The sequence below is a fragment of the Pseudomonas sp. GCM10022186 genome (assembly GCF_042656385.1).
Classification (GTDB): Bacteria; Pseudomonadota; Gammaproteobacteria; order Pseudomonadales; family Pseudomonadaceae; genus Metapseudomonas.
Window position 1 is genome coordinate 154,789 of record NZ_JBHSOU010000066.1, and the last position, 17,585, is coordinate 172,373.

Sequence of the window (17,585 nt, forward strand, 5' to 3'; positions counted from 1 at the left end):
GTGCGCAAGCTTCAGTCGCTGGACGCCGGGCGCTTGACCCAGACCGGCGCGAGCCTTCCGGTATTGCCGGTGACGTACAGGCAGACGACCTCGCCGCGGCTGAAGGCGACCGGCTTGAGGTCGCTGACCTTGCGCTCGCCGGCGAACAGCGCGAGGTTGACCTTGACCGGGTTGATCTCGCGGTCGCCGGAGCTTTGCGGCGCGACGTTCTCCACCACCGGCGTCTTGCCATCGGCGGTCTTCACGGTGAGTGGCGTGTCACTGAGGTTCTGTACCCGCAGCAGGGCCTTCTGCTTGTTCTGGTAGGGCTTCTCTTCCACCAGCCGGGGCTGGCCGCCGGGCAGGTTGACCAGGGTGTAGTAACGGTTCGGGTCAAGCTGCACCGGCACGCTCTGGGCGCCGACCCTGGCGTTGTAGCTGCCGCCGGGCAGGAAGCTGAATTCGGTGCTGGACTGAGGGCCTACATCCTCCAGCCTGGCGCTGCCGACATTGGCGCTGACTTCCTCGTTGCTGGCGTTGTACAGGCGAACGAAGGTCGATCCCTTGGGCGCGGCGGGACCGTAGAGGGCGGCGTCGTCGGCCCGGGCCTGCCAGGTGCCCAGGCTGGCGAGCAGCAGCGCGCCGGTGGCGAGCAGGTGGATGCGGTGAGGTGCGTGAGCGATCGGTTTCATGGGTGGTTTCTCCCTGGTGATGCGGATTCGGCGGTAATGGCGCGGTGTTGCCCGCTCGACCCGGCGGCTACCAGCCGGGCGATCCAGGTCGCGTCGAACTGGCTCAGGTCGGGCGACATCGGCAGATAGCGTTCGGGGAACTCCCAGATCACCCATTGCGGCGGGGAGTCCCGGAACGCGCCGGTTTGCAGGTACTTGAGCATCGGCGGTAGCGGCCCGTGCCCGCTTTCGGCGAAGTCCAGCACGTCGCTGCCAAGGGCCTGGCGCAGGGCGCCGGAAAAGTTCCAGGCGGGGTCGTCGCTGTAGCTGGTCCCGACCAGGGCAACCGGAATGCGGACCTCTGCGAACAGGGCCGCCGAGGCGTCCTGCCGAGTCGCCGCGAGGGCGTGGGTGATTCGTGGCTGGAGGCGGTCGGGCGGCGGTAGCAGGCCGCTGAACAGTGGGTCCAGCGGCAGGAACTTCGCCAGGTCGCCCAGGTACGACCTGCTGGCGGAGGGTTCGGTGGCGAACCCTTGTCGCTCGCCCAGCGGCGGCCCGTTGCGTTGCAGCGCATGCGCCACTTCGCGAGCGACCAGTTCGGCGCCGTGGGGCGTCCAGTGGGTATCGGTGCGCAGGAACAGCTGCCCGCTGGGCTTTTCCTTCAGCAGGCTCGCCAGCAGGTCGGGGGCGACGATGTCGGCATGCTGAGCCGCCTGATGCAGCCGCCGATACAGGTCGCGCTGCTGCCGGGTGGGTTTCGCCTCGGCCAGGTATTCCGGGTACAGGCGGGCTTTTGCCGGGACTATCACCAGCAGCAGTCTCACGCCGCGTTCGCTGAGCTGCTGGTCGATGCCGCGGATGAGTTGCAGGTTGGCCCCGATCTGCTGCTCGCCGCGGGGCTGGGGGTTGAACTCCTCGTCGCTGAACAGCCAGCCGTGCCTGCCCAGCACCACCCCCGGCCGGCCTTCGCCGAACAGGCTGTAGTCGAGCGCGGCCCAGAGATTGGTGCCCAGGCGCTTCAAGGGGAACTCGGCGTCGTAGTGGTTCTCCACCGCCTTGGCCAGCTTGCCGTCGTGCAGGGTGGCGTCGGCTGGCAGGCCGAGGTCCACGAACGCGCGCACCGACCAGGCGCCCAGGCCGAGCAGGAGGCCGAGGAACAGGGCGATGTAGGTGTTGCGGGACAGTGGGCTCATGACGCCACCTCAGAACTGGAAGTACAGGAATGGCGAGTAGCTCTGCGCCGAGAGCTTCAGGACCGAGGCGCAGAACAGCAGGAGCAGCAGCGGGTGCTGCACCCTGCCTATCCAGGCCAGGGCCTGCCCGCCCCGGGCGGGTGCTGGCGGCGCATCTGCCGCCACCCCGGGTGCGCCATGGGCCAGCGGCCGGGTGTAGAAGTCGTGGAGGCCGAACAGCGCCAGACAGAGGTAGGCGATCACCAGCGTGACCAGTTGCAGGTCGGTGATGCCCACCTGGCCGAGTTCCGACAGCCACCAGCCGCTGAAGCCGAACATCGCCTGGTACATGCGGCCGGCGACCTCCAGGTTCTCGGCGCGGAACAGCACCCAGCCGAGGATCACCAGCAGGAAGGTGAAGGCCCACTTCAGCGGGTTGAAGCGGCGCGGCGCGGCGTCCACCTCGCGGGCGCGCTCGATGGCCAGCCAGATGCCGTGCCAGGCGCCCCAGATGACGAAGGTGAAGTTGGCGCCGTGCCACAGGCCGCCCAGCAGCATGGTGAGGATCAGGTTGCGGTAGGTCTGGAAGGTGGTGCCGCGGTTGCCGCCCAGGCTGATGTACAGGTAGTCCCGCAGCCAGGTGGACAGGCTGATGTGCCAGCGCCGCCAGAATTCGCTGATGGACTGGCTGATGTAGGGCTGCTTGAAGTTCTCCAGGAAGCGGAAACCCATCATCAGGCCGAGGCCGATGGCCATGTCGCTGTAACCGGAGAAGTCGAAGTACAGCTGCGCGGTGTAGGCCAGGGCACCCAGCCAGGCATCGGCGGCGCTGGGGTTTTCCAGGGCGAAGCAATGGGCCACCAGCGGCGCCAGGGTATCGGCGATGAAGACCTTCTTGATGAAGCCCTGCATGAAGCGGGTGCAGCCCTCGGCGAACTTGTCGAGGTTGTGGGTGCGCTGGTGGAACTGGCCGGAAAGGTCGCGAAAACGCAGCACCGGGCCGGCGATCAGGTGCGGGAAGATCGCCACGAAGGCGGCGAAGTCCACCAGCCTGTGGGTCGCCGGGGTGTCGCCGCGGTAGACGTCGATGATGTAGCTGATGGACTCGAAGATGTAGAACGAGATGCCGATGGGCAGCAGGATGTGGGTGAGCACGAAGGGTGCCATGCCGAAGCTGGTGATGATGGCGTTGAGGCTGTCGACGCCGAAGTTGGCGTACTTGAAGTAGCCGAGGATGCACAGGTCCACCACCACTGCGAGGGTCAACCAGTGCCGTGCTGGCCTGGTGCGCACCCCGGCGGCGCCTATGCGCAGGCCGATCCAGTAGTTGAACAGCGTGACCAGGGCGAACAGGGCGAGGAAATCCACCCGCCACCAGGCGTAGAACAGGTAGCTGGCGGCCAGCAGCAACAGGTTGTGATAACGCTGCCCGCTCAGGTAGTACAAGCCGAGGAAGATTGGCAGGAACAGGAACAGGAACACGTTGGATGAAAACACCATCGGCGTTTCCTCCATAGAAGAACTGTCAGGGCCTTGCGGCCCACCCGTTTCTCCCCTGGTTCAAGGTGCCGCGCCCGCCGCTTCTAGGTGCGATCGGGTTACCGCCTGGATATCCCCGCCACCCGCTGCGCCCGCCATGCGCAGCGCCGGCGGTATCAGCCTTTGTTCTCCTTTGCCTTGGGATCGAACAGCCGGGTCAGGTCACCGCCGAGGCGGAAGTTGCGGAACGGCTGCATGGACCGTTTCCACTTGAGCGTCGCCTCGCTGCAGCGATAGAGCGTGCAGTAGGGCTCCAGCCAGGAGAACTTGCCGTGCTCCTCGAGCTCGGAGACGTTCTGTTCCTTGCCCGTCTTGTCGGCGAATGCGGTCGGGTCTGCGATGCCTTGCATCACCCGCTCGGCCAGCCGGCGCAGCGCCGCGTCGTGCTCGGCGCGCAGGTCGACGCCATTGGCCTGGGCGAAGGCCGCGACCATCGCCAGCGGCGGCAGGCTGTAGTTGTGATAGGTCAGGGCGCGTTGCTGGCGCCTAAGCTCGTTGGGCAGGAAGCCCTGGTCGTCGACCTGGCCCGCGGCGACCCGGAACTGCCGCACCGACCAGTCGAACAGGTCGCGGCGGTCGCTCACCACCGCGGCGGCCATGACCGACCAGGCGGCCCAGTAGGAGTGGTTGTTTATCTCTTTGAGCGGCAGGTCGCTCCAGTCCATGACCGTCTGCTCGGCCAGCCGGGTGAACCAGTCCTCGATCCGCCGGCTCTGCTGGCCGTAGGGGGCGAGGGGCCGCGAGCTGGAGAACTTCAGCCGCAGCCAGGCCGCGGCCAGGCTGCCCAGGGCCCATTTGCGCATGGACTTGCCGGTGTGGTTGAACTCGGTGGACAGCAGCGCACCGGCACCGGCCCAGGCGTCGAGCCACTCCAGGGTGCACTGCAGGCTCTCGGGCTTGCCGTCGCGCATGTAGCGCATCACCTGCTTGTTGACGCCCCGTTCCAGGTCGTTGATCGGTTTGGTCTTCTCGCGGAACGCCTTCTCGGCTTCGCGATTGAGGGTCGCGCGTGCCTTGTCCGAGCCTTCGTACTTGCTGCGGAACACCAGGGCTTCGGTATAGGGCTCGGGTGTTTCCTGGTCGCACTGGCGCGGCTCGGCCTCGCGTTCCTTCTCGACGGGGGCGTAGTAGCCGGGCGGCGGCACCAGGCCGGCGCTCGCCGCCGCCGGGACGAGCAGGAGCCCGGAAAGGAGGAGCAGCAGGCCGCGTGCGCGCATCATCCCGTGCTCAGGGGGCGGCCCGGGCCGTCTGCTGCGACGGGGCGCTGTCATTGCGCTGGCATACCCTGACCTCGACATCCTGCGGCGGGCTGCCCGCCGGTGGGCCTTGCAGCTCCAGGGAAAGCAGGGTCATGCCGGCCCAGTCGCGGTCGGTACGCAGCTCGAAGGCGAAGCGGCCATCGGTGTCCACTGCCTTGGGCTTGTCGAGCTTCAGCGTCTCGCGACGGCCATTGAGGTGCCAGATGGTGGCCTGCATGGTTTTCACCGAAGGGTCGGCGAAGCGCACATCCACCTGGTAGCGGTCGTTGCGCACGTCCTTCAGGCCGCCGCTGCCGTTGACCAGCACTTCGTTGTTCCCCGGGCGCAGGCGGGTGCGGGCCGACAGCACCGCCGGCTTGCCCTCGCAGCCGTTGTCGAGCATGGCGAAGAGTTGCCGGTAGGTGCTTTCCTGGTCGAGGTTGTAGAGCGGCGAGAATTCCCAGATGAGGATCTTCGGTGGATGCTCGAGAAACTCCTTGCTGCCCAGCAGTTGCAGCATGGCGCCTTCCAGGCCGCCGCCGGGGAGGGCGGCGTTGTACACCTCGGTGCCCAGGTACTCGGAGAGGAAGCCGGCGAAATTGTAGTTCGGGCCGCTGTGGCTGGTGCCGATGAGGTACACCTGCGGCTCGCCGGCATCGCCGAACAGCGCGTCGCCGGCGCTGGCGTCCTTGGGTTCGGTGCTGAACTGGTCCATGTATTCGATGGCGTAGCTGCTGCCGCACAGCTGGCCGGCGACTTTGTGCAGGGTGCCTTTCTTGCCCATGCGGCCGACCACCTTGCTGACGAACTCGCGCTTTGGAATGCCCTGGTAGACCGGCATCCGCTTGACCGTTTCGGCCACCAGCCTGGCGGTGCGTTGCGCACCGTAGGGGGTCCAGTGCTGGTCGCCGCGGAAGTAGAAGGCATGTTCTTCCTGCTCGCCCGCCAGTACCGAGAGGTCGGGCACCTGGTAACCCAGGCCGCGGAGGCGGTCGAGCATGGCGCGGTAGTTGGCCAGGGCGCGCGGGTAGTCGAAGCTGGCCAGTTCCGCCGGCTTGAGCTTGTTGCGGTTCACCAGGCCACGGGTCGGCTGGTAGACCACCACCAGTTCGATGCCCTTGCGCTGGAAGGCATCGTGGAGCTGCTGCAGGCGGCGGTAGCCGGCGGGCGAGGTCTGGAATTCGGTGCGCAGGTCCTCGCCGGTGCGGAACAGCCAGTCGCCCTGGGCTTGCACCAGCGTGATGAAATTCTTCTGGTAGTTGGTGGTGTACAGGCTGGCGTCATGCGCCGCCGGACAGAGGCTGCAGCAGGGCGCTGCCTGGTAGACCGGCCCCTGCGCCTGGGCCGTGCCGGCTGCCGTGGCCAGCAGCAGGGCCAGCGAAAGGTGCATCGATTGGCTTGCGTTCATGACGGTCAACCTCAGGGTTGAAGATCTGACTGACTGTCCACCAGGTCGATTCGAACGGCTTTCCGCTGGCGCACCAGCAGATCGAATATTTCTTCCTGGCGCTCGCCCAGGATGCCGCTGAAGGTGATGCCCGATGCCTTGTCGGGCATGGCCATGTCCACCCGATAGAGTTGGAGGGACAGCGGCGAGTCGATGACCAGCGGGACGGAGCCATTGCCGGCCAGCTGGCCGCCCACCAGCACCATGGACACCTTGGTCTCGTAGGGATCGAGCTTGAGGTTGCGGTGCTGGTCGGCGAGGTCCTTGATATGCCCGTACACGCCGGAGAGGCCGTTGCCGACCACGAGGTTCTCGTACAGGCGGATGTTCACGCTGTTGCGCAGGCGGATGCCGTGGCGGGTGTTGCCTGCCACCTGGTTGCCCCACAGCAGGTTGTCCGGGCTCTCGTAGAGCGTGATGCCATCGGAACGGTTGCGGTAGACGTCGTTGTAGGCCACCAGGGTGTTGCTGCTGTCGCGGTCGAGGACGATGCCGGAGAGCGCGTTGTCATGCACCTGGTTGTTGAAGATCCAGCTGTCGTTGACCTCGCGGGAAAGGATGATGCCGTGCTTGCCCCGCGTCCCGTGGACGCTGTTGCCGGCGATGATCAGCCGGCGCGAGTGGTCGTGCGGGTCGATGCCGTAGACGATGTTGTCGCGGTAGGTGTTGTCCTTGATCACCACGTCGTCGGCTCCGAAGCAGTAGAAGCCGAACCACAGCTCGCTGAATTCCGAGTCCAGCAGCCAGCCGGTGGGAGGCTTGCGGCCCATGCGCTTGCTCATGGAGGGCGTGTACTGGGAAATGCTGAAACCGAAGGATTTCTCGCCGCTGTAGCCGAGGTGGCTGATCCGGCTCCCGACCACGTAGGTCTCGGTGCCGCCCCAGGCCAGCAGGAAGGGGCGGAACTCCCTGTCCCGGCGGAAGCTGGCCGCGCCGTTGGCCGCCTCGCGCCAGCCGATGATGCTGCTGTCGGTGACGAACAACCTGCCGTCGTTGACCAGGAATGCGCCGCGCTCCTGGGACAGGCGCAGGGTCGCACGGTCGATGTGCAGGGTCGCGCCGCGCGCCACCACGATCGGCAGGCGGGCCAGGTAGACCCCGTCGGCGGTAGCCCGGAAGTACTGGCGGGGCAGCTTCTGCGCCAGGGTGGCGAGGGTGGCGTAGCCGTCCTCGATGAAGATCGCCTGGGGCATGCCACCCTGCCGCCTGACCCATTCGCCCATGCGGTTGTTGCCGCCGATGAAGTGCTTCAGGGTGGGTTGCTGCAACATGCGCCGCACGCTGATCCGGCCGGGCTTGTCGCGCTGGATCTTCGCCGCCACGGCGCTGGCGGTGTAGCCGGACAGGTCCGGCAACTCGGGCGCCTTCAGGGCCAGTCTTTCCTCCGGTGGACTGCTGAGGGCATAGGTCCTGGCCGCTGCGCCGGCCTTGGCCGGCTTGTCGGCGAGAGGGGGGCTCGGTGGCGCGGCCAGTGCGATGCCGGCCAGCAGGCTGACCAGCAGGGCTGAGGCCAGGGAGCAGGAAGCGCGCCACCGGCTGTTCATTGCAGGATTCCTCCTGTCAGAAGCGCCAGATCACGTCCACGAGGGCCCGGTGCATCTTCGAATCGACGCCACTGCCATAGGCATCGCCGGAGAAGAACAGGCCACCACGCAAGCGCACCAGTGCGGAGGGTTCGTCGATCGCCTGGCTCATGGAGTCGGGCAGCAGGCCTTCCTTGAAGTACTTGGTCAGCACCAGGTCGACCTCCTGGCCGATGTCCTCGTCATCGGTGGCCAGCGCCGCGTTGACGCCGCTGTCGCCGATGGGCTGGTCGCCGTCCACGCGCCAGAAGCGGTGGTAGACCAGACTGGCGTCATACTCGTCGCGCAGCTGCCAGGAGGTGAACAGGGTCGCCACCTGCAGGTTGCTCAACTCGCCACGGAAAGCCTCGCCGAAACGGTGCACCCGCGAGCGCGTGCCGGTGAAGCTGTTGCGGTTGCTCTCCAGGCCGGTCTGCTGGAAGTTCTCGTCGCCGTCATCGCCGCCGCCGCTGCCGCGCGCATAGGCGATACCCGCCTGCCAGCTCGGGTGGAAGCGCCAGCGCAGGCCGAGGTCGGTGCCCCAGGCGCTGACATCGGCGCTCTGCTTGCCGGCGGCGATGGTCTCGCCGCCGGGGCCGGCGGTGGTCAGCAACTGGTCGCGGTCGCCATCCAGCCAGATCAGGCTGGCCCAGTAGTTCAGCTGGTGTTCGTTGCGCCAGTCGAAGGCATCGCTGTTGGCCTGCAGGCCGAGCCAGGTCAGGTCGCCGGTGCTGTCCTTGTCCAGTTCCTCGACCGCTTCGCCGGCGTCGCGCAGGTCGCCATCGTCGCGGCTATGGTGGAGGTTCAGGCCCACCCAGTGGCCGGGTGTCCACTGGGTGGCGATGTCGCCATAGAAGTGCAGGCGGTCTTCGTCTTCCGGCGCCAGTTCGTCGATATCGGTGCGGTAATCGGAGAAACGCTCGGCCAGGCCGAGGTGGGCGCGCAGCAGGGTGGTGTCGAAGGTCCAGTTCAGCGCCTCGATGTTGGTGTCGCGCCAGAGGCTGTCATCGTTGCGCAGGCGCTGCCGGCCGAAGCGCAGTTCCTCCCCGGGGTAGGCGGTCAGGCCGGAATAGCCGATCCAGAACTCGCGCATGGCCAGGTAGCTGTCATCGGCCTGGCGATCGTTGCTGCTGCTACCGCCGGTGTCGCCTTCGAGGTCGGGGGACTGCAGGGGGTCCGTCTCGATGGTGTCGGTGGCCGCCACCGCCTGGGCCATGGCGTAGGCGCTCCAGTCGCCGCGCTGCAAATAGGCCCAGGGCCGCACGTCGATACCGATACCATTGACGTCGCCGCCATTGCGGGTGCCCAGGTCCCGATCATCTTCCGACTGGGCGGTGACCTTCACATCGAGTCCGAATGGTTTGTCCGGCGACGCCGCCCAGGTAGGCGCGCCGTACATCAGCGGAAGTGCCAGGCTAACGCGGATCCATTGTTCTAGTTTCATGGTCTGTTCCAGTTGGGCGGAAGGTCTTTAGAACTGTCGACGGCCCTCCGGCGGTCAGAACAGCTCCCCATGTGCTGCAGCACCTAGCATAGTGCCAGCCCCTCTGAACTGCCGCTCTTCCTCCAACCGCTTCTGCGCACCGGTTCTCTGCACGGGGGAAAGCTGCTGCTCCAACTGCATCGCCAGCTCCGGCGCCTCGGGCCTGCCTGCTTGCACCGCCAACTGGCTGAACACATAGGCATTGACCGGGTCGGGACGCACGCCGCGGCCCTGGCTGAACATCTGCGCCAGGGCGTAGTCGGCGTTGGCATGGCCGCCGCGTGCGGCGCGGAGCAGGTGTTCCAGCGCCTTGTCCGGGTAGACCTGGCCGAGGAATCCACGGCGATAGATCTGCCCCAGGTAGTAGTTGGCGCTGAGCTCGGTCGCCGCCGCCTTGAGCAGGTGCTGCTCGGCCTTCGCCGGGTCCATGGGCACCAGCTTGCCCTCGTAGTAGAGCTTGCCGAGCAGCAGTTCGGCGCGCGGCGAGCCGGCCGCGCGGCCCTGTTCCAGGTAGGTCAGCATCTGCTCGGTGTCACCCTGGTCGGGGGCGTCGTAGATCAGGCGGGCCAGGCTGACCCAGGCCTCCGGATAGGTCTGGGCGATGGGTTCCAGCAAGGCCTTGGCCGAATCCATGTCGGGCGCGCCCAGGGTGGGGTCGGTCAGTACCCGCGCCACCGCGTCGAGGCGCTGGGGCGGTACCTGGCCGCTGCGGTAGGCCTCCTGCAGCCGGGCGATCAACGCCTGCTTCCGCTGCGCCTGGCCGCGCTTCCGGTACACCGTGGCCAGTTCGATATAGCAGGTGTCTTCCACCGCCAGTTGCGCTTCGCAGATGCGCTGGATCTCGTCCAGGTGCTGGTCGTAGCTGCCCTGGGCCCGGTACAGCAGCACCTGGGCCAGGTCCGCCTGGGGCAGGCCGTCGGCGCGCCACTGGCTTATCTGCCGCTGCGCATCGACCTCGGGGAAGCTCTGCGGGTGTGCCAGGTAGAGCAGGGCCAACGGCAACACGGTGTTGCGTTCGCCCGCGGCCATGGCGTCCTTGAGCAGGGTCTGTGCTTCGCGATATTCGGCCTCGCTGGCTCCGGGCTTGCCGGCCAGCAGCCGGCCCAGGCGCGCGGCGGCTCGGGGCGAGTTGGCAGCGGCCTGGCGATAGGTCGCTTCGGCGGCGCGCAACTGGGCCGGATCGCCGGTCGCCAGCTGGATGTCGGCGAGGCCCACCTGGGCATCGGCATAGCCGAGGTCGGCGAGCTGGCGATAGTTCCGCTCGGCGGTGCCGGTATCGCCACGGGCCATGGCTTCCTGGGCCAGGCGCTGGTCCGGAAGGCCGCTGCAGCCGGCGAGGCCTAGCGCGCCGAGCAGCAGCCAGCATGATCTTGGGCTATTCACGGTTCAGTTCTCCGACGAGTCCGCTGGTGCTCGTGACTCCATCCATCAGCCAGACGAAAGAGGGACCACGGCTGGCGCTGACTTCCACAGGCCGGCCGACCAGGGTGTTGTCCAGCGGCTGATCGGGCTGGATCTGCACGCGGATGTCGGCGGTCAGGTCGTTGTCGCCGGCGGGGTTCAGGTTGCTGCTGACCACCTTGCCGCCGCGCGCCCGGTCTTCCCCGGCGACCACGAAGCTGACGTGGCTGCCGGGATGCACGGCATTGAGCTTGGCGTAGGGGAACAGCGCTTCCACGCTGGCCTGGCTGCCACGGGGAGAGAGCTGGAACACCACGTCGCCCTTGTTGGCGAACTGTCCGTCGGCCACCAGTTGGCGCACCAGGGTGCAGTCGCAGGGGCTGGTCAGCGTGCCTTTCATCTGCCGGCCCAGCAGTTCCTCGATATCTGCCGGCTTGATGTTGTCGTTCAACTGGCCGCGGATCAGCTCCAGCATCGAGGTGTTGAAGGTGGCGATGGGCATGCCCTTGCGCACCTGGTGGCCATCGCCGATCAGGCTTTGCACGATGCCTTCGCGGGGCATGGTCACCTGCACGTTGGGCACGCTGACCTTGGCCGACAGCGCATGGGTGATGAAGTAGAGGTCGTACAGCGACTTGCCGATGAAGGCGAAGGCGGCCAGGCCGACGGCCAGCACCGCCAGGCTGAGGAGCAACGCCCGCAGGCGGCCGACCACGCCCAGGCCCGGCCGGACCTTGTCCTTGCGTGCCGTGCCGAAGTTGTTGCGCTGCAGGGTGGTCAGCATCTCGCCGACGCTGACCAGCTCGCCGGAAAGGTGCGCCGTGATCAGGTGGCGCAGGGCGACGATGTCGCGGGGATCGAGGTTGTGGAACTGGCAGCCGACCCGCTCGCCCGGCGTCATCGAGCGCACCTGGAATTCCACCGGCATGGCCAGCTCCAGCTTGTCGATGGCGAATACCAGTTCGCCCTTGTAGTGACCGCCCACCGTTATCGCCAGCCGGTCGGTCTCGAAGCTGAATCCACCGGCCGAAAGCTCCTGCAGGGCGATCTCGATCGGTGGCTGCTGCTTCCTGGCGAAGCGGATCTTCGCCGGTATCCGTACCCGGGCATGCTGACGCTGGATTTCCGATTCATGCACGACATCGATGGCGGTGTTCATGGACGTTTTCCTACTCCATAGGGCGCGGCTCAGACCACCAGCAGCAGGGTGGCGACGAACAGGCTGGTGGCCGAGAAGGTCATGGACCGCGATGACCAGGTGTTGAACCAGTGCTGGAAGCGGCCGAGGTCACGCTCGAGCGTGGTCTGCTGGCGCGTCCAGGATTGCCGGTCGAGGTGGAAGAACACGTAGATCTTCACCAGGGCGCCGACCAGCTGGTTGTAATAAAGGAGCACGGGATAGGCGGGGCCGATGGGGTGGCCGGTGACCGACAGCAGCAGCGCCAGGATCAGCCGCGTCATGCCGATCCACAGCAGGTAGATCAGCAGGTAGGCGATGCTGTACTTGAGGCTGGCGATGATCGCCACCGTCAGGCCGAGCAGGCAGGTCCACATGGAAATGCGCTGGTCGAGCAGTACCAGGCTGGCGAACCAGCCGAGCTTTCCCGGGCCGAGCATCATCGCCCGGGCGTTCTGCCGCAGGTTGTTGCCGTACCAGCGGAACATCAGCCTGCGGCTGGACTTGAAGAAGCTCTTCTCCGGCGGGTGCTCGACCGTGTTGATCGCCGCATCCGGCACGTAGAAGGTGTCGTAGCCCAGGCGCATCAGGCTGTACCAGCTGGACTTGTCGTCGCCGGTGAGGAACTGGAAGCGACCCAGGCGCCAGTGGTCCAGATGGTCGCTTTCCACGTCGGCGATGAACTCCGGGTCGGTCACTACCCTGGCACGGAACACCGACATCCGCCCGGTCAGGGTCAGCACCCGCCTGGACAGCGCCATGGAGCACATGTTGATGTGGCGCTGGGCGAAGCGCAGCTTGTGCCACTCGCTCATGATGTAGCTGCCACGGACCTCGCAGAACTCGTTGGTGGTGAGCCCGCCCATCCTGGGGAAGAGTTGGAAATAGGGCACGGTCCTGGCGAAGACCCCGGGTTCGAGGACGCTGTCGCCGTCTACCACCACCACCACCGCGTTCGCGTCCGGCAGATGCCGGGAAATGGCGCGGAAGCCGTTGGCCAGGCCGTCGCGCTTGCCGGTGCCGGCGATGCGCACGAAGTGCAGCTTGACCCGTGCCGGCGGCTCGCACCTGGCCCAGAGGCTCCTCACCAGCATCTCGTCGGACAGCTCGACTATGGAGCAGACCAGTGTCACCGGGTGGCCATAGGCGATGGCCTCTTCGATGACCGAGCGGTAGACCTGGGCGGTGGTCAGGGCGTCGATGCGGAAGCTGGTGACCAGCACGCAGACGTGGGGCAGGGCCACTTCCTTCATCAGTCGCCGCGCCCGGCGCCGATAGCGTGGGAACACCAGGTAGAGGAACAGCAGGCCGCGCACGAAGTGGACCAAGCCCATGGAGTAGCGCCAGATGCCGACGGCGCCGAGCAGCAGGACGAAGTCCTTCGACAGCGGGTCGAACAGGGTCTGCGGCACGGCCAGGGCAAGGCCCATGAGCAGGCTGAGGTAGAACAGCCAGCCGGCGGCATTGATCACACCCTGGGTGAGCCTTTCCATCGTTCCGTGTCCATCATGGGGTTCAGACAAGGCGAGCTGCCGAATCGCCAATTCGTTCAGGGCCATCCGGGAGCGCGCCACCGCCGTTCAACTCACCAACAGATGCCTTCGCTGCAACCGTCGCTGGCGTGCTCCATGAAACCCACCAGGTCGACTATGTGCTTGCCCTCGGGCACGTTGCGCACGAGGTCGCGGAAGCGTTCGTCGGCATTGCCGAGCACGATGATTTCCGCGTGTTCGATGACACCCTCGAAATCGCTGTGGAGCAGCGAGGACACATGGGGAATCTTCGATTCGATGTAGTCCTTGTTCGCTCCGTGGACCCGCGCGTACTCGACGTTGGCGTCGAAGATGCGCAGGTTGAAACCCTTGCCGATCAGCATTTCCGCCAGCGCCACCAGCGGGCTCTCGCGCAGGTCGTCGGTGCCGGCCTTGAAGCTCAGGCCGAGGAGGGCGACCTTGCGCCTGTCGTGGCCAGCGATGATGTCGAAGGCCTTCTGCACCTGGCCGGCGTTGCTGCGCATGAGCGAGCCGATCAGCGGCGTCTCCACGTCCAGTTGCCCGGCGCGGTAGGTGAGGGCGCGCACGTCCTTGGGCAGGCAGGAGCCGCCGAAGGCGAAACCCGGGCGCATGTAGTAGCGGGACAGGTTCAGCCGCTGGTCCCGGCAGATCACCTCCATCACCTCGCGGCCATCGACGCCGAGCGCCTTGGCGATGTTGCCGATCTCGTTGGCGAAGGCCACCTTGGTCGCGTGCCAGACGTTGCAGGTGTACTTGATCATCTCGGCGACATCGATGCTCTTGCGCACGATGGGGGCATCGAGTTCCTCGTAGAGGCACTGCAGCAGGTCGCCGGAGTCGCGATCCAGTTCGCCGATCACCGTCATGGGCGGGAAGTTGTAGTCCTGGATAGCCGTGCTTTCGCGCAGGAATTCGGGATTGACCGCGACGCCGAAATCGATGCCGGCCTGCTTGCCGGAGCAGTCCTCGAGGATCGGGATCACCACGTTCTTCACGGTGCCCGGCAGCACGGTGCTGCGTACGACTACCGTGTGGCGCTCGGCCTTGTCGCGCAGGGCGAAACCTATCTCGCGACAGACGGCTTCGACGAAGTTGAGCGCCAGGTCGCCATTCTTCTTGCTCGGCGTGCCGACGCAGAGCAGGGACAGGTCGCTGGCGGCGATTGCCTCATACACGTCGGTGGTACCGCGCAACCGGCCGTTCCGGATCCCCTCCTGCAGCAGTTCCTGCAATCCCGGCTCGACTATGGGCGACTTGCCCTGGTCGATCAGCTCGACCTTGATGGCCGACACATCCACGCCGATTACCAGATGCCCGCGGGCGGCGAGACAACCCGCGCAGACGGCTCCTACATAGCCGAGTCCGAAAATGCTGATTCGCATTCCTGTTCTCCTCGCTCCACTTTTTCCCAATACCCAAACCGCTGGGCAATAAGAAACCTCTTGCTTCCCGTTCTGCCCTTGTCTGCGGGAGAACTTCGAGCTGTGGTCTTCATGGCGGGTTCGCGGTTCGTGAGATATGTGAGAGGCGGCCGAAGATTTAAGTTCAGGCTATGTGTCGCCGTTCTTGAAACGAATGGCTATGATCTTTATTGCTAAATTTGAATTTATAAATTATTGATATTTAATGTTTTTGTTAGTTTTCTTGTGGTTTTTGGCTTGCCCGCTGGATTGCTTGAAGGATTCGCGATCACGATAACTCTGGAGATTTTGTGGGATTATTTTGGCGCCATGAAAGTGTTGGATTTTTTCAAGCGTCCGATTGATAAGGGGCTTGAGAGATAGTGCTTCTTCCTGGCTGGCGTTTTTTCCTGAGTTGTATCCGACATGAAACAAATGGATGGACACAGGAGTAAAAATCCACGTTCGTAGAACCTGGACTTGCGCTAGCCCCCTGGAAGGGGGCGAATCCTCCCCGTGCACAAGACCGCCCCCTTTCGCCTGGCCTGGACCCTAGGGTGCGCTGCGCGCACCGATTCCGGGATCGGCTTCGGCACCACGTCAAACCGCCGGTGCGCACGGTGCACCCTACCGCATCGGCTTCATCCTGCTGGCCTGGGTATTCGAATCGTCACGGGCAGAGCCGCTGACTCATGAGCACGCCCCAAGGACGTGGTTTCCCAAGTTCAAACGAAAAAGGCCGGAACGAGGTCCGGCCTTTCTGATTCGCTTCGGTCGCCCGCTCGTGCCGGGATCGACGCCTCAGGCGAAGACGAAGTACTTGCGCACGGTCTCCACCACTTCCCAGGTGCCTTTCATCCCGGGTTCGATGACGAACACGTCACCGGCCTTCAGGTGCTTGGGCTCCTCGCCTTCCGGGGTGATGATGCAGTAGCCATCCAGGAAGTGGCAGAACTCCCATTTCTCGTAGTTCACCTCGAACTTGCCGGGGGTGCAGATCCAGGTGCCCATGATCTTGCTGCCGTCCTGGGAGACGTAGGCATTGAGGTTGACGGTGTGCGGGTCGCCGCCGATGCGCTTCCATTTGGTGGCATCCACCACCGGAGTGGGGCAGGTTTCGCGCAGAACGGTGATGAAGTCGGACATTTCAGCTCCAATCGATCTGATGAAAGGTCCGTCACCATAGGTCTAATGTCGTGCCGGGAGTTGTCTGGATTCGACCCCGAGGTGCCTGTATACGCGCCGGCAGAAGTCGCAAAAGGGCGCTAAGTTGAATTCCAGGGGTCAGGTCTCCGGCCTCAGGCGGCGGCCCGCGACGGGTTGCCTCGGCAGTAACCCTGTGGGGCGGTCGCTCCGCAAGGAGGTGCTCCCATGAACACCCAGTGGTTCAGGCATGACAACGTCGCCTCGGATGGCAGCTTCGACAAGTGGTGGGACACCTACGGCGAATGGTTCGACTCCCAGGACCAGCTGCTCAGCGGCGAGAGCGGGATCCAGCGCCTGCATGCCCCGGACGGCCAGGTGCTGTACAGCAAGCGCCAGATCAACCATTTCCACCGCGATCTGGTCCATCCCTTCGGCGAGCCGACCATCCTCCATGAGATGAAGGCCATGCAGGCCCTGGCCCAGTTGGGCATTCGCGTGCCCAAGGTGGTATACAGCGCCGCGCGCAAGACCGAGACCGAATGGCAGGCGCTGCTCGTCACCGAGAGCCTGGATGGCTTCATCAGCCTCGAGGAATGGTATGGCCAGCCGGCATCGCCCGGGCTCCGCCAGCAGCTGATCCAGCAACTGGCCAACACAATCGGGCGCATGCACCGCGCCGGCTGGGAGCATGGCCGGCTCTACCCGAAGAACATCTTCGTCAAGGTCAGCGGCGAGCGCGAGAAGAAGGTGGAGATCGCCTTGCTGGGCCTGGCCAAGAGCTGCCATCGCCTGACCGCCCACAGCGCGTCCCTGCATGACTTCGAGCAGTTCAAGCAGCACCGCAAGCCGATGCCGGATGACGACTGGAAGGCCTTCGCCAGCGCCTACCGGGAGGTCATGGAAAGCGACTACGTGCGTTGAATGACCGGCGGCCGATCGCGAAGGGGTTCGCGGTTGCCGCCCGGCCCTGCAATTTTGTCCAAGAAGCGCGACGTACCACGGAGTAAAGTGGCGCCCATGGACCAGAGCAATCACATTCCCAGCTACCTGCCCGGCGTTCGCCTGATCGACGCCGAGTATCAGCGCTTCAGCTTCCCCCGGCACTTCCACCTGGAGTACCACCTGGGGCTGCTGGTGCGCGGTCGGCAGCGTTACCTGCACCAGGGCGAAAGCCACCAGGCCGGCGCCGGGGATGTACTGCTGATGGCCCCCGAGCAGATCCACGACGGCGCCGGCGTCGATGGCCAGGGCTACCAGCTCCGCGTACTGGCCTTCGATCCGCAGTGGCTGGACGACGCCAGCCGCAGCCTCAGCGACGACCGCCAGGGCGCGCCGCGGCTGACCACAAGCATCCTCCGCGACGCCGCCCTGCGCAGTGAGCTGCAGGGGCTGCACGCCGCGCTGCTGGAGGGCTCGCGGCTGGAGCAGGAAAGCCGGCTCTGGTCGGCACTGGCCAAGTTGCTGGAGCAGGGCTCCACCTTGCGCATCCGCGAGCCGGAGCAGGGCTTCGATACGCGAACCTGGAAACAGCTGCGGGACTGGCTGGAATCGCGCCTGGATGCACCGCCTTCACTGGAGGAGCTGGCCGCGTTCTGCGGCCTCAGCCCCTGGCAGGCCTTGCGCCGCTTCAACCGCCAGTGCGGCCTTCCGCCGCACCAGTGGCTGACCCAGTTGCGCCTGGAGCGAGCGCTGCCACGGGTGTTGCGTGGTGAAAACCTGAGCGAAGTGGCCCTGGACCTTGGCTTCTACGACCAGGCGCACTTCTCGCGGCTATTCCGCCGCACCTATGGTGTGCCACCGGCCAGGCTGCGCAACCGCTGACCCCGATCCCCGCTGAACCCCCACTATCCTGGAGA

14 protein-coding genes are annotated in these 17,585 nt (G+C 65.6%); 2 read left to right on the forward strand and 12 right to left on the reverse strand.

Going from position 1 to position 17,585, the window contains the following annotated elements:
- Positions 1-11: 11 nt before the first annotated feature.
- The 12 genes from ACFPU0_RS23935 to ACFPU0_RS23990 form a co-directional block, all read right to left on the reverse strand.
- Positions 12-671: an alginate O-acetyltransferase AlgF gene (locus tag ACFPU0_RS23935; RefSeq protein WP_377695779.1), complete on the reverse strand. Its 660-nt coding sequence runs from the start codon at positions 669-671 to the stop codon at positions 12-14.
- Positions 668-1,843, reverse strand: coding sequence for an alginate O-acetyltransferase (locus tag ACFPU0_RS23940; protein ID WP_377695780.1), 1,176 nt, complete (start codon positions 1,841-1,843; stop codon positions 668-670). Before ACFPU0_RS23940 ends, ACFPU0_RS23935 begins: the two co-directional genes overlap by 4 nt.
- Before the next feature lie 9 nt (positions 1,844-1,852).
- Entirely contained in the window at positions 1,853-3,322 is a 1,470-nt protein-coding gene (locus ACFPU0_RS23945; RefSeq protein ID WP_377695781.1) for an MBOAT family O-acyltransferase, read from the reverse strand.
- Positions 3,323-3,477: 155 nt separating this feature from the next.
- On the reverse strand, positions 3,478-4,581 hold the full coding sequence (locus ACFPU0_RS23950) for a mannuronate-specific alginate lyase (RefSeq protein WP_377695782.1): 1,104 nt from the start codon (positions 4,579-4,581) through the stop codon (positions 3,478-3,480).
- 7 nt (positions 4,582-4,588) lie between these two features.
- On the reverse strand, positions 4,589-6,007 hold the full coding sequence (locus tag ACFPU0_RS23955) for an alginate O-acetyltransferase (RefSeq protein WP_377695783.1): 1,419 nt from the start codon (positions 6,005-6,007) through the stop codon (positions 4,589-4,591).
- Between the two features lie 11 nt (positions 6,008-6,018).
- Entirely contained in the window at positions 6,019-7,590 is a 1,572-nt protein-coding gene (gene algG / locus ACFPU0_RS23960) for a mannuronan 5-epimerase AlgG (RefSeq protein WP_377695784.1), read from the reverse strand.
- A gap of 16 nt (positions 7,591-7,606) precedes the next feature.
- Entirely contained in the window at positions 7,607-9,052 is a 1,446-nt protein-coding gene (locus ACFPU0_RS23965) for an alginate export family protein (RefSeq protein ID WP_377695785.1), read from the reverse strand.
- 54 nt (positions 9,053-9,106) lie between these two features.
- The gene (algK, locus tag ACFPU0_RS23970) at positions 9,107-10,474 is read right to left on the reverse strand and encodes an alginate biosynthesis TPR repeat lipoprotein AlgK (protein WP_377695786.1); all 1,368 of its coding nucleotides are present in this window, start codon (positions 10,472-10,474) and stop codon (positions 9,107-9,109) included.
- Positions 10,467-11,651 (reverse strand): HlyD family efflux transporter periplasmic adaptor subunit, encoded by a 1,185-nt coding sequence (locus ACFPU0_RS23975; RefSeq protein ID WP_377695787.1) that lies wholly within the window; start codon positions 11,649-11,651, stop codon positions 10,467-10,469. The genes algK and ACFPU0_RS23975 overlap by 8 nt, the downstream gene beginning before the upstream one ends.
- Positions 11,652-11,680: 29 nt before the next feature.
- Positions 11,681-13,162, reverse strand: a complete 1,482-nt coding sequence (locus ACFPU0_RS23980) for a glycosyltransferase (RefSeq protein WP_377695788.1) — start codon at positions 13,160-13,162, stop codon at positions 11,681-11,683.
- Positions 13,163-13,254: 92 nt separating this feature from the next.
- On the reverse strand, positions 13,255-14,565 hold the full coding sequence (locus ACFPU0_RS23985) for a nucleotide sugar dehydrogenase (RefSeq protein ID WP_377695789.1): 1,311 nt from the start codon (positions 14,563-14,565) through the stop codon (positions 13,255-13,257).
- 819 nt (positions 14,566-15,384) lie between these two features.
- Positions 15,385-15,729, reverse strand: a complete 345-nt coding sequence (locus tag ACFPU0_RS23990) for a cupin domain-containing protein (protein WP_377695790.1) — start codon at positions 15,727-15,729, stop codon at positions 15,385-15,387.
- A gap of 225 nt (positions 15,730-15,954) precedes the next feature.
- Here ACFPU0_RS23990 and ACFPU0_RS23995 point away from each other — a divergent pair, with 225 nt between their 5' ends.
- Complete coding sequence (locus ACFPU0_RS23995) at positions 15,955-16,650, forward strand: lipopolysaccharide kinase InaA family protein (RefSeq protein ID WP_377695791.1); 696 nt, start codon at positions 15,955-15,957, stop codon at positions 16,648-16,650.
- Positions 16,651-16,746: 96 nt separating this feature from the next.
- Positions 16,747-17,550 (forward strand): AraC family transcriptional regulator, encoded by an 804-nt coding sequence (locus ACFPU0_RS24000; protein WP_377695792.1) that lies wholly within the window; start codon positions 16,747-16,749, stop codon positions 17,548-17,550.
- The last annotated feature ends 35 nt before the right edge of the window (positions 17,551-17,585 follow it).

Coding starts and splice junctions, on each gene's coding strand:
- ACFPU0_RS23935 (WP_377695779.1), bottom strand. CDS start 671: ATGAAACCGATCGCTCACGCACCTCACCGCATCCACCTGCTCGCCACC.
- ACFPU0_RS23940 (WP_377695780.1), bottom strand. CDS start 1,843: ATGAGCCCACTGTCCCGCAACACCTACATCGCCCTGTTCCTCGGCCTC.
- ACFPU0_RS23945 (WP_377695781.1), bottom strand. CDS start 3,322: ATGGTGTTTTCATCCAACGTGTTCCTGTTCCTGTTCCTGCCAATCTTC.
- ACFPU0_RS23950 (WP_377695782.1), bottom strand. CDS start 4,581: ATGATGCGCGCACGCGGCCTGCTGCTCCTCCTTTCCGGGCTCCTGCTC.
- ACFPU0_RS23955 (WP_377695783.1), bottom strand. CDS start 6,007: ATGAACGCAAGCCAATCGATGCACCTTTCGCTGGCCCTGCTGCTGGCC.
- algG (WP_377695784.1), bottom strand. CDS start 7,590: ATGAACAGCCGGTGGCGCGCTTCCTGCTCCCTGGCCTCAGCCCTGCTG.
- ACFPU0_RS23965 (WP_377695785.1), bottom strand. CDS start 9,052: ATGAAACTAGAACAATGGATCCGCGTTAGCCTGGCACTTCCGCTGATG.
- ACFPU0_RS23975 (WP_377695787.1), bottom strand. CDS start 11,651: ATGAACACCGCCATCGATGTCGTGCATGAATCGGAAATCCAGCGTCAG.
- ACFPU0_RS23980 (WP_377695788.1), bottom strand. CDS start 13,162: ATGGAAAGGCTCACCCAGGGTGTGATCAATGCCGCCGGCTGGCTGTTC.
- ACFPU0_RS23985 (WP_377695789.1), bottom strand. CDS start 14,565: ATGCGAATCAGCATTTTCGGACTCGGCTATGTAGGAGCCGTCTGCGCG.
- ACFPU0_RS23990 (WP_377695790.1), bottom strand. CDS start 15,729: ATGTCCGACTTCATCACCGTTCTGCGCGAAACCTGCCCCACTCCGGTG.
- ACFPU0_RS23995 (WP_377695791.1), top strand. CDS start 15,955: ATGAACACCCAGTGGTTCAGGCATGACAACGTCGCCTCGGATGGCAGC.
- ACFPU0_RS24000 (WP_377695792.1), top strand. CDS start 16,747: ATGGACCAGAGCAATCACATTCCCAGCTACCTGCCCGGCGTTCGCCTG.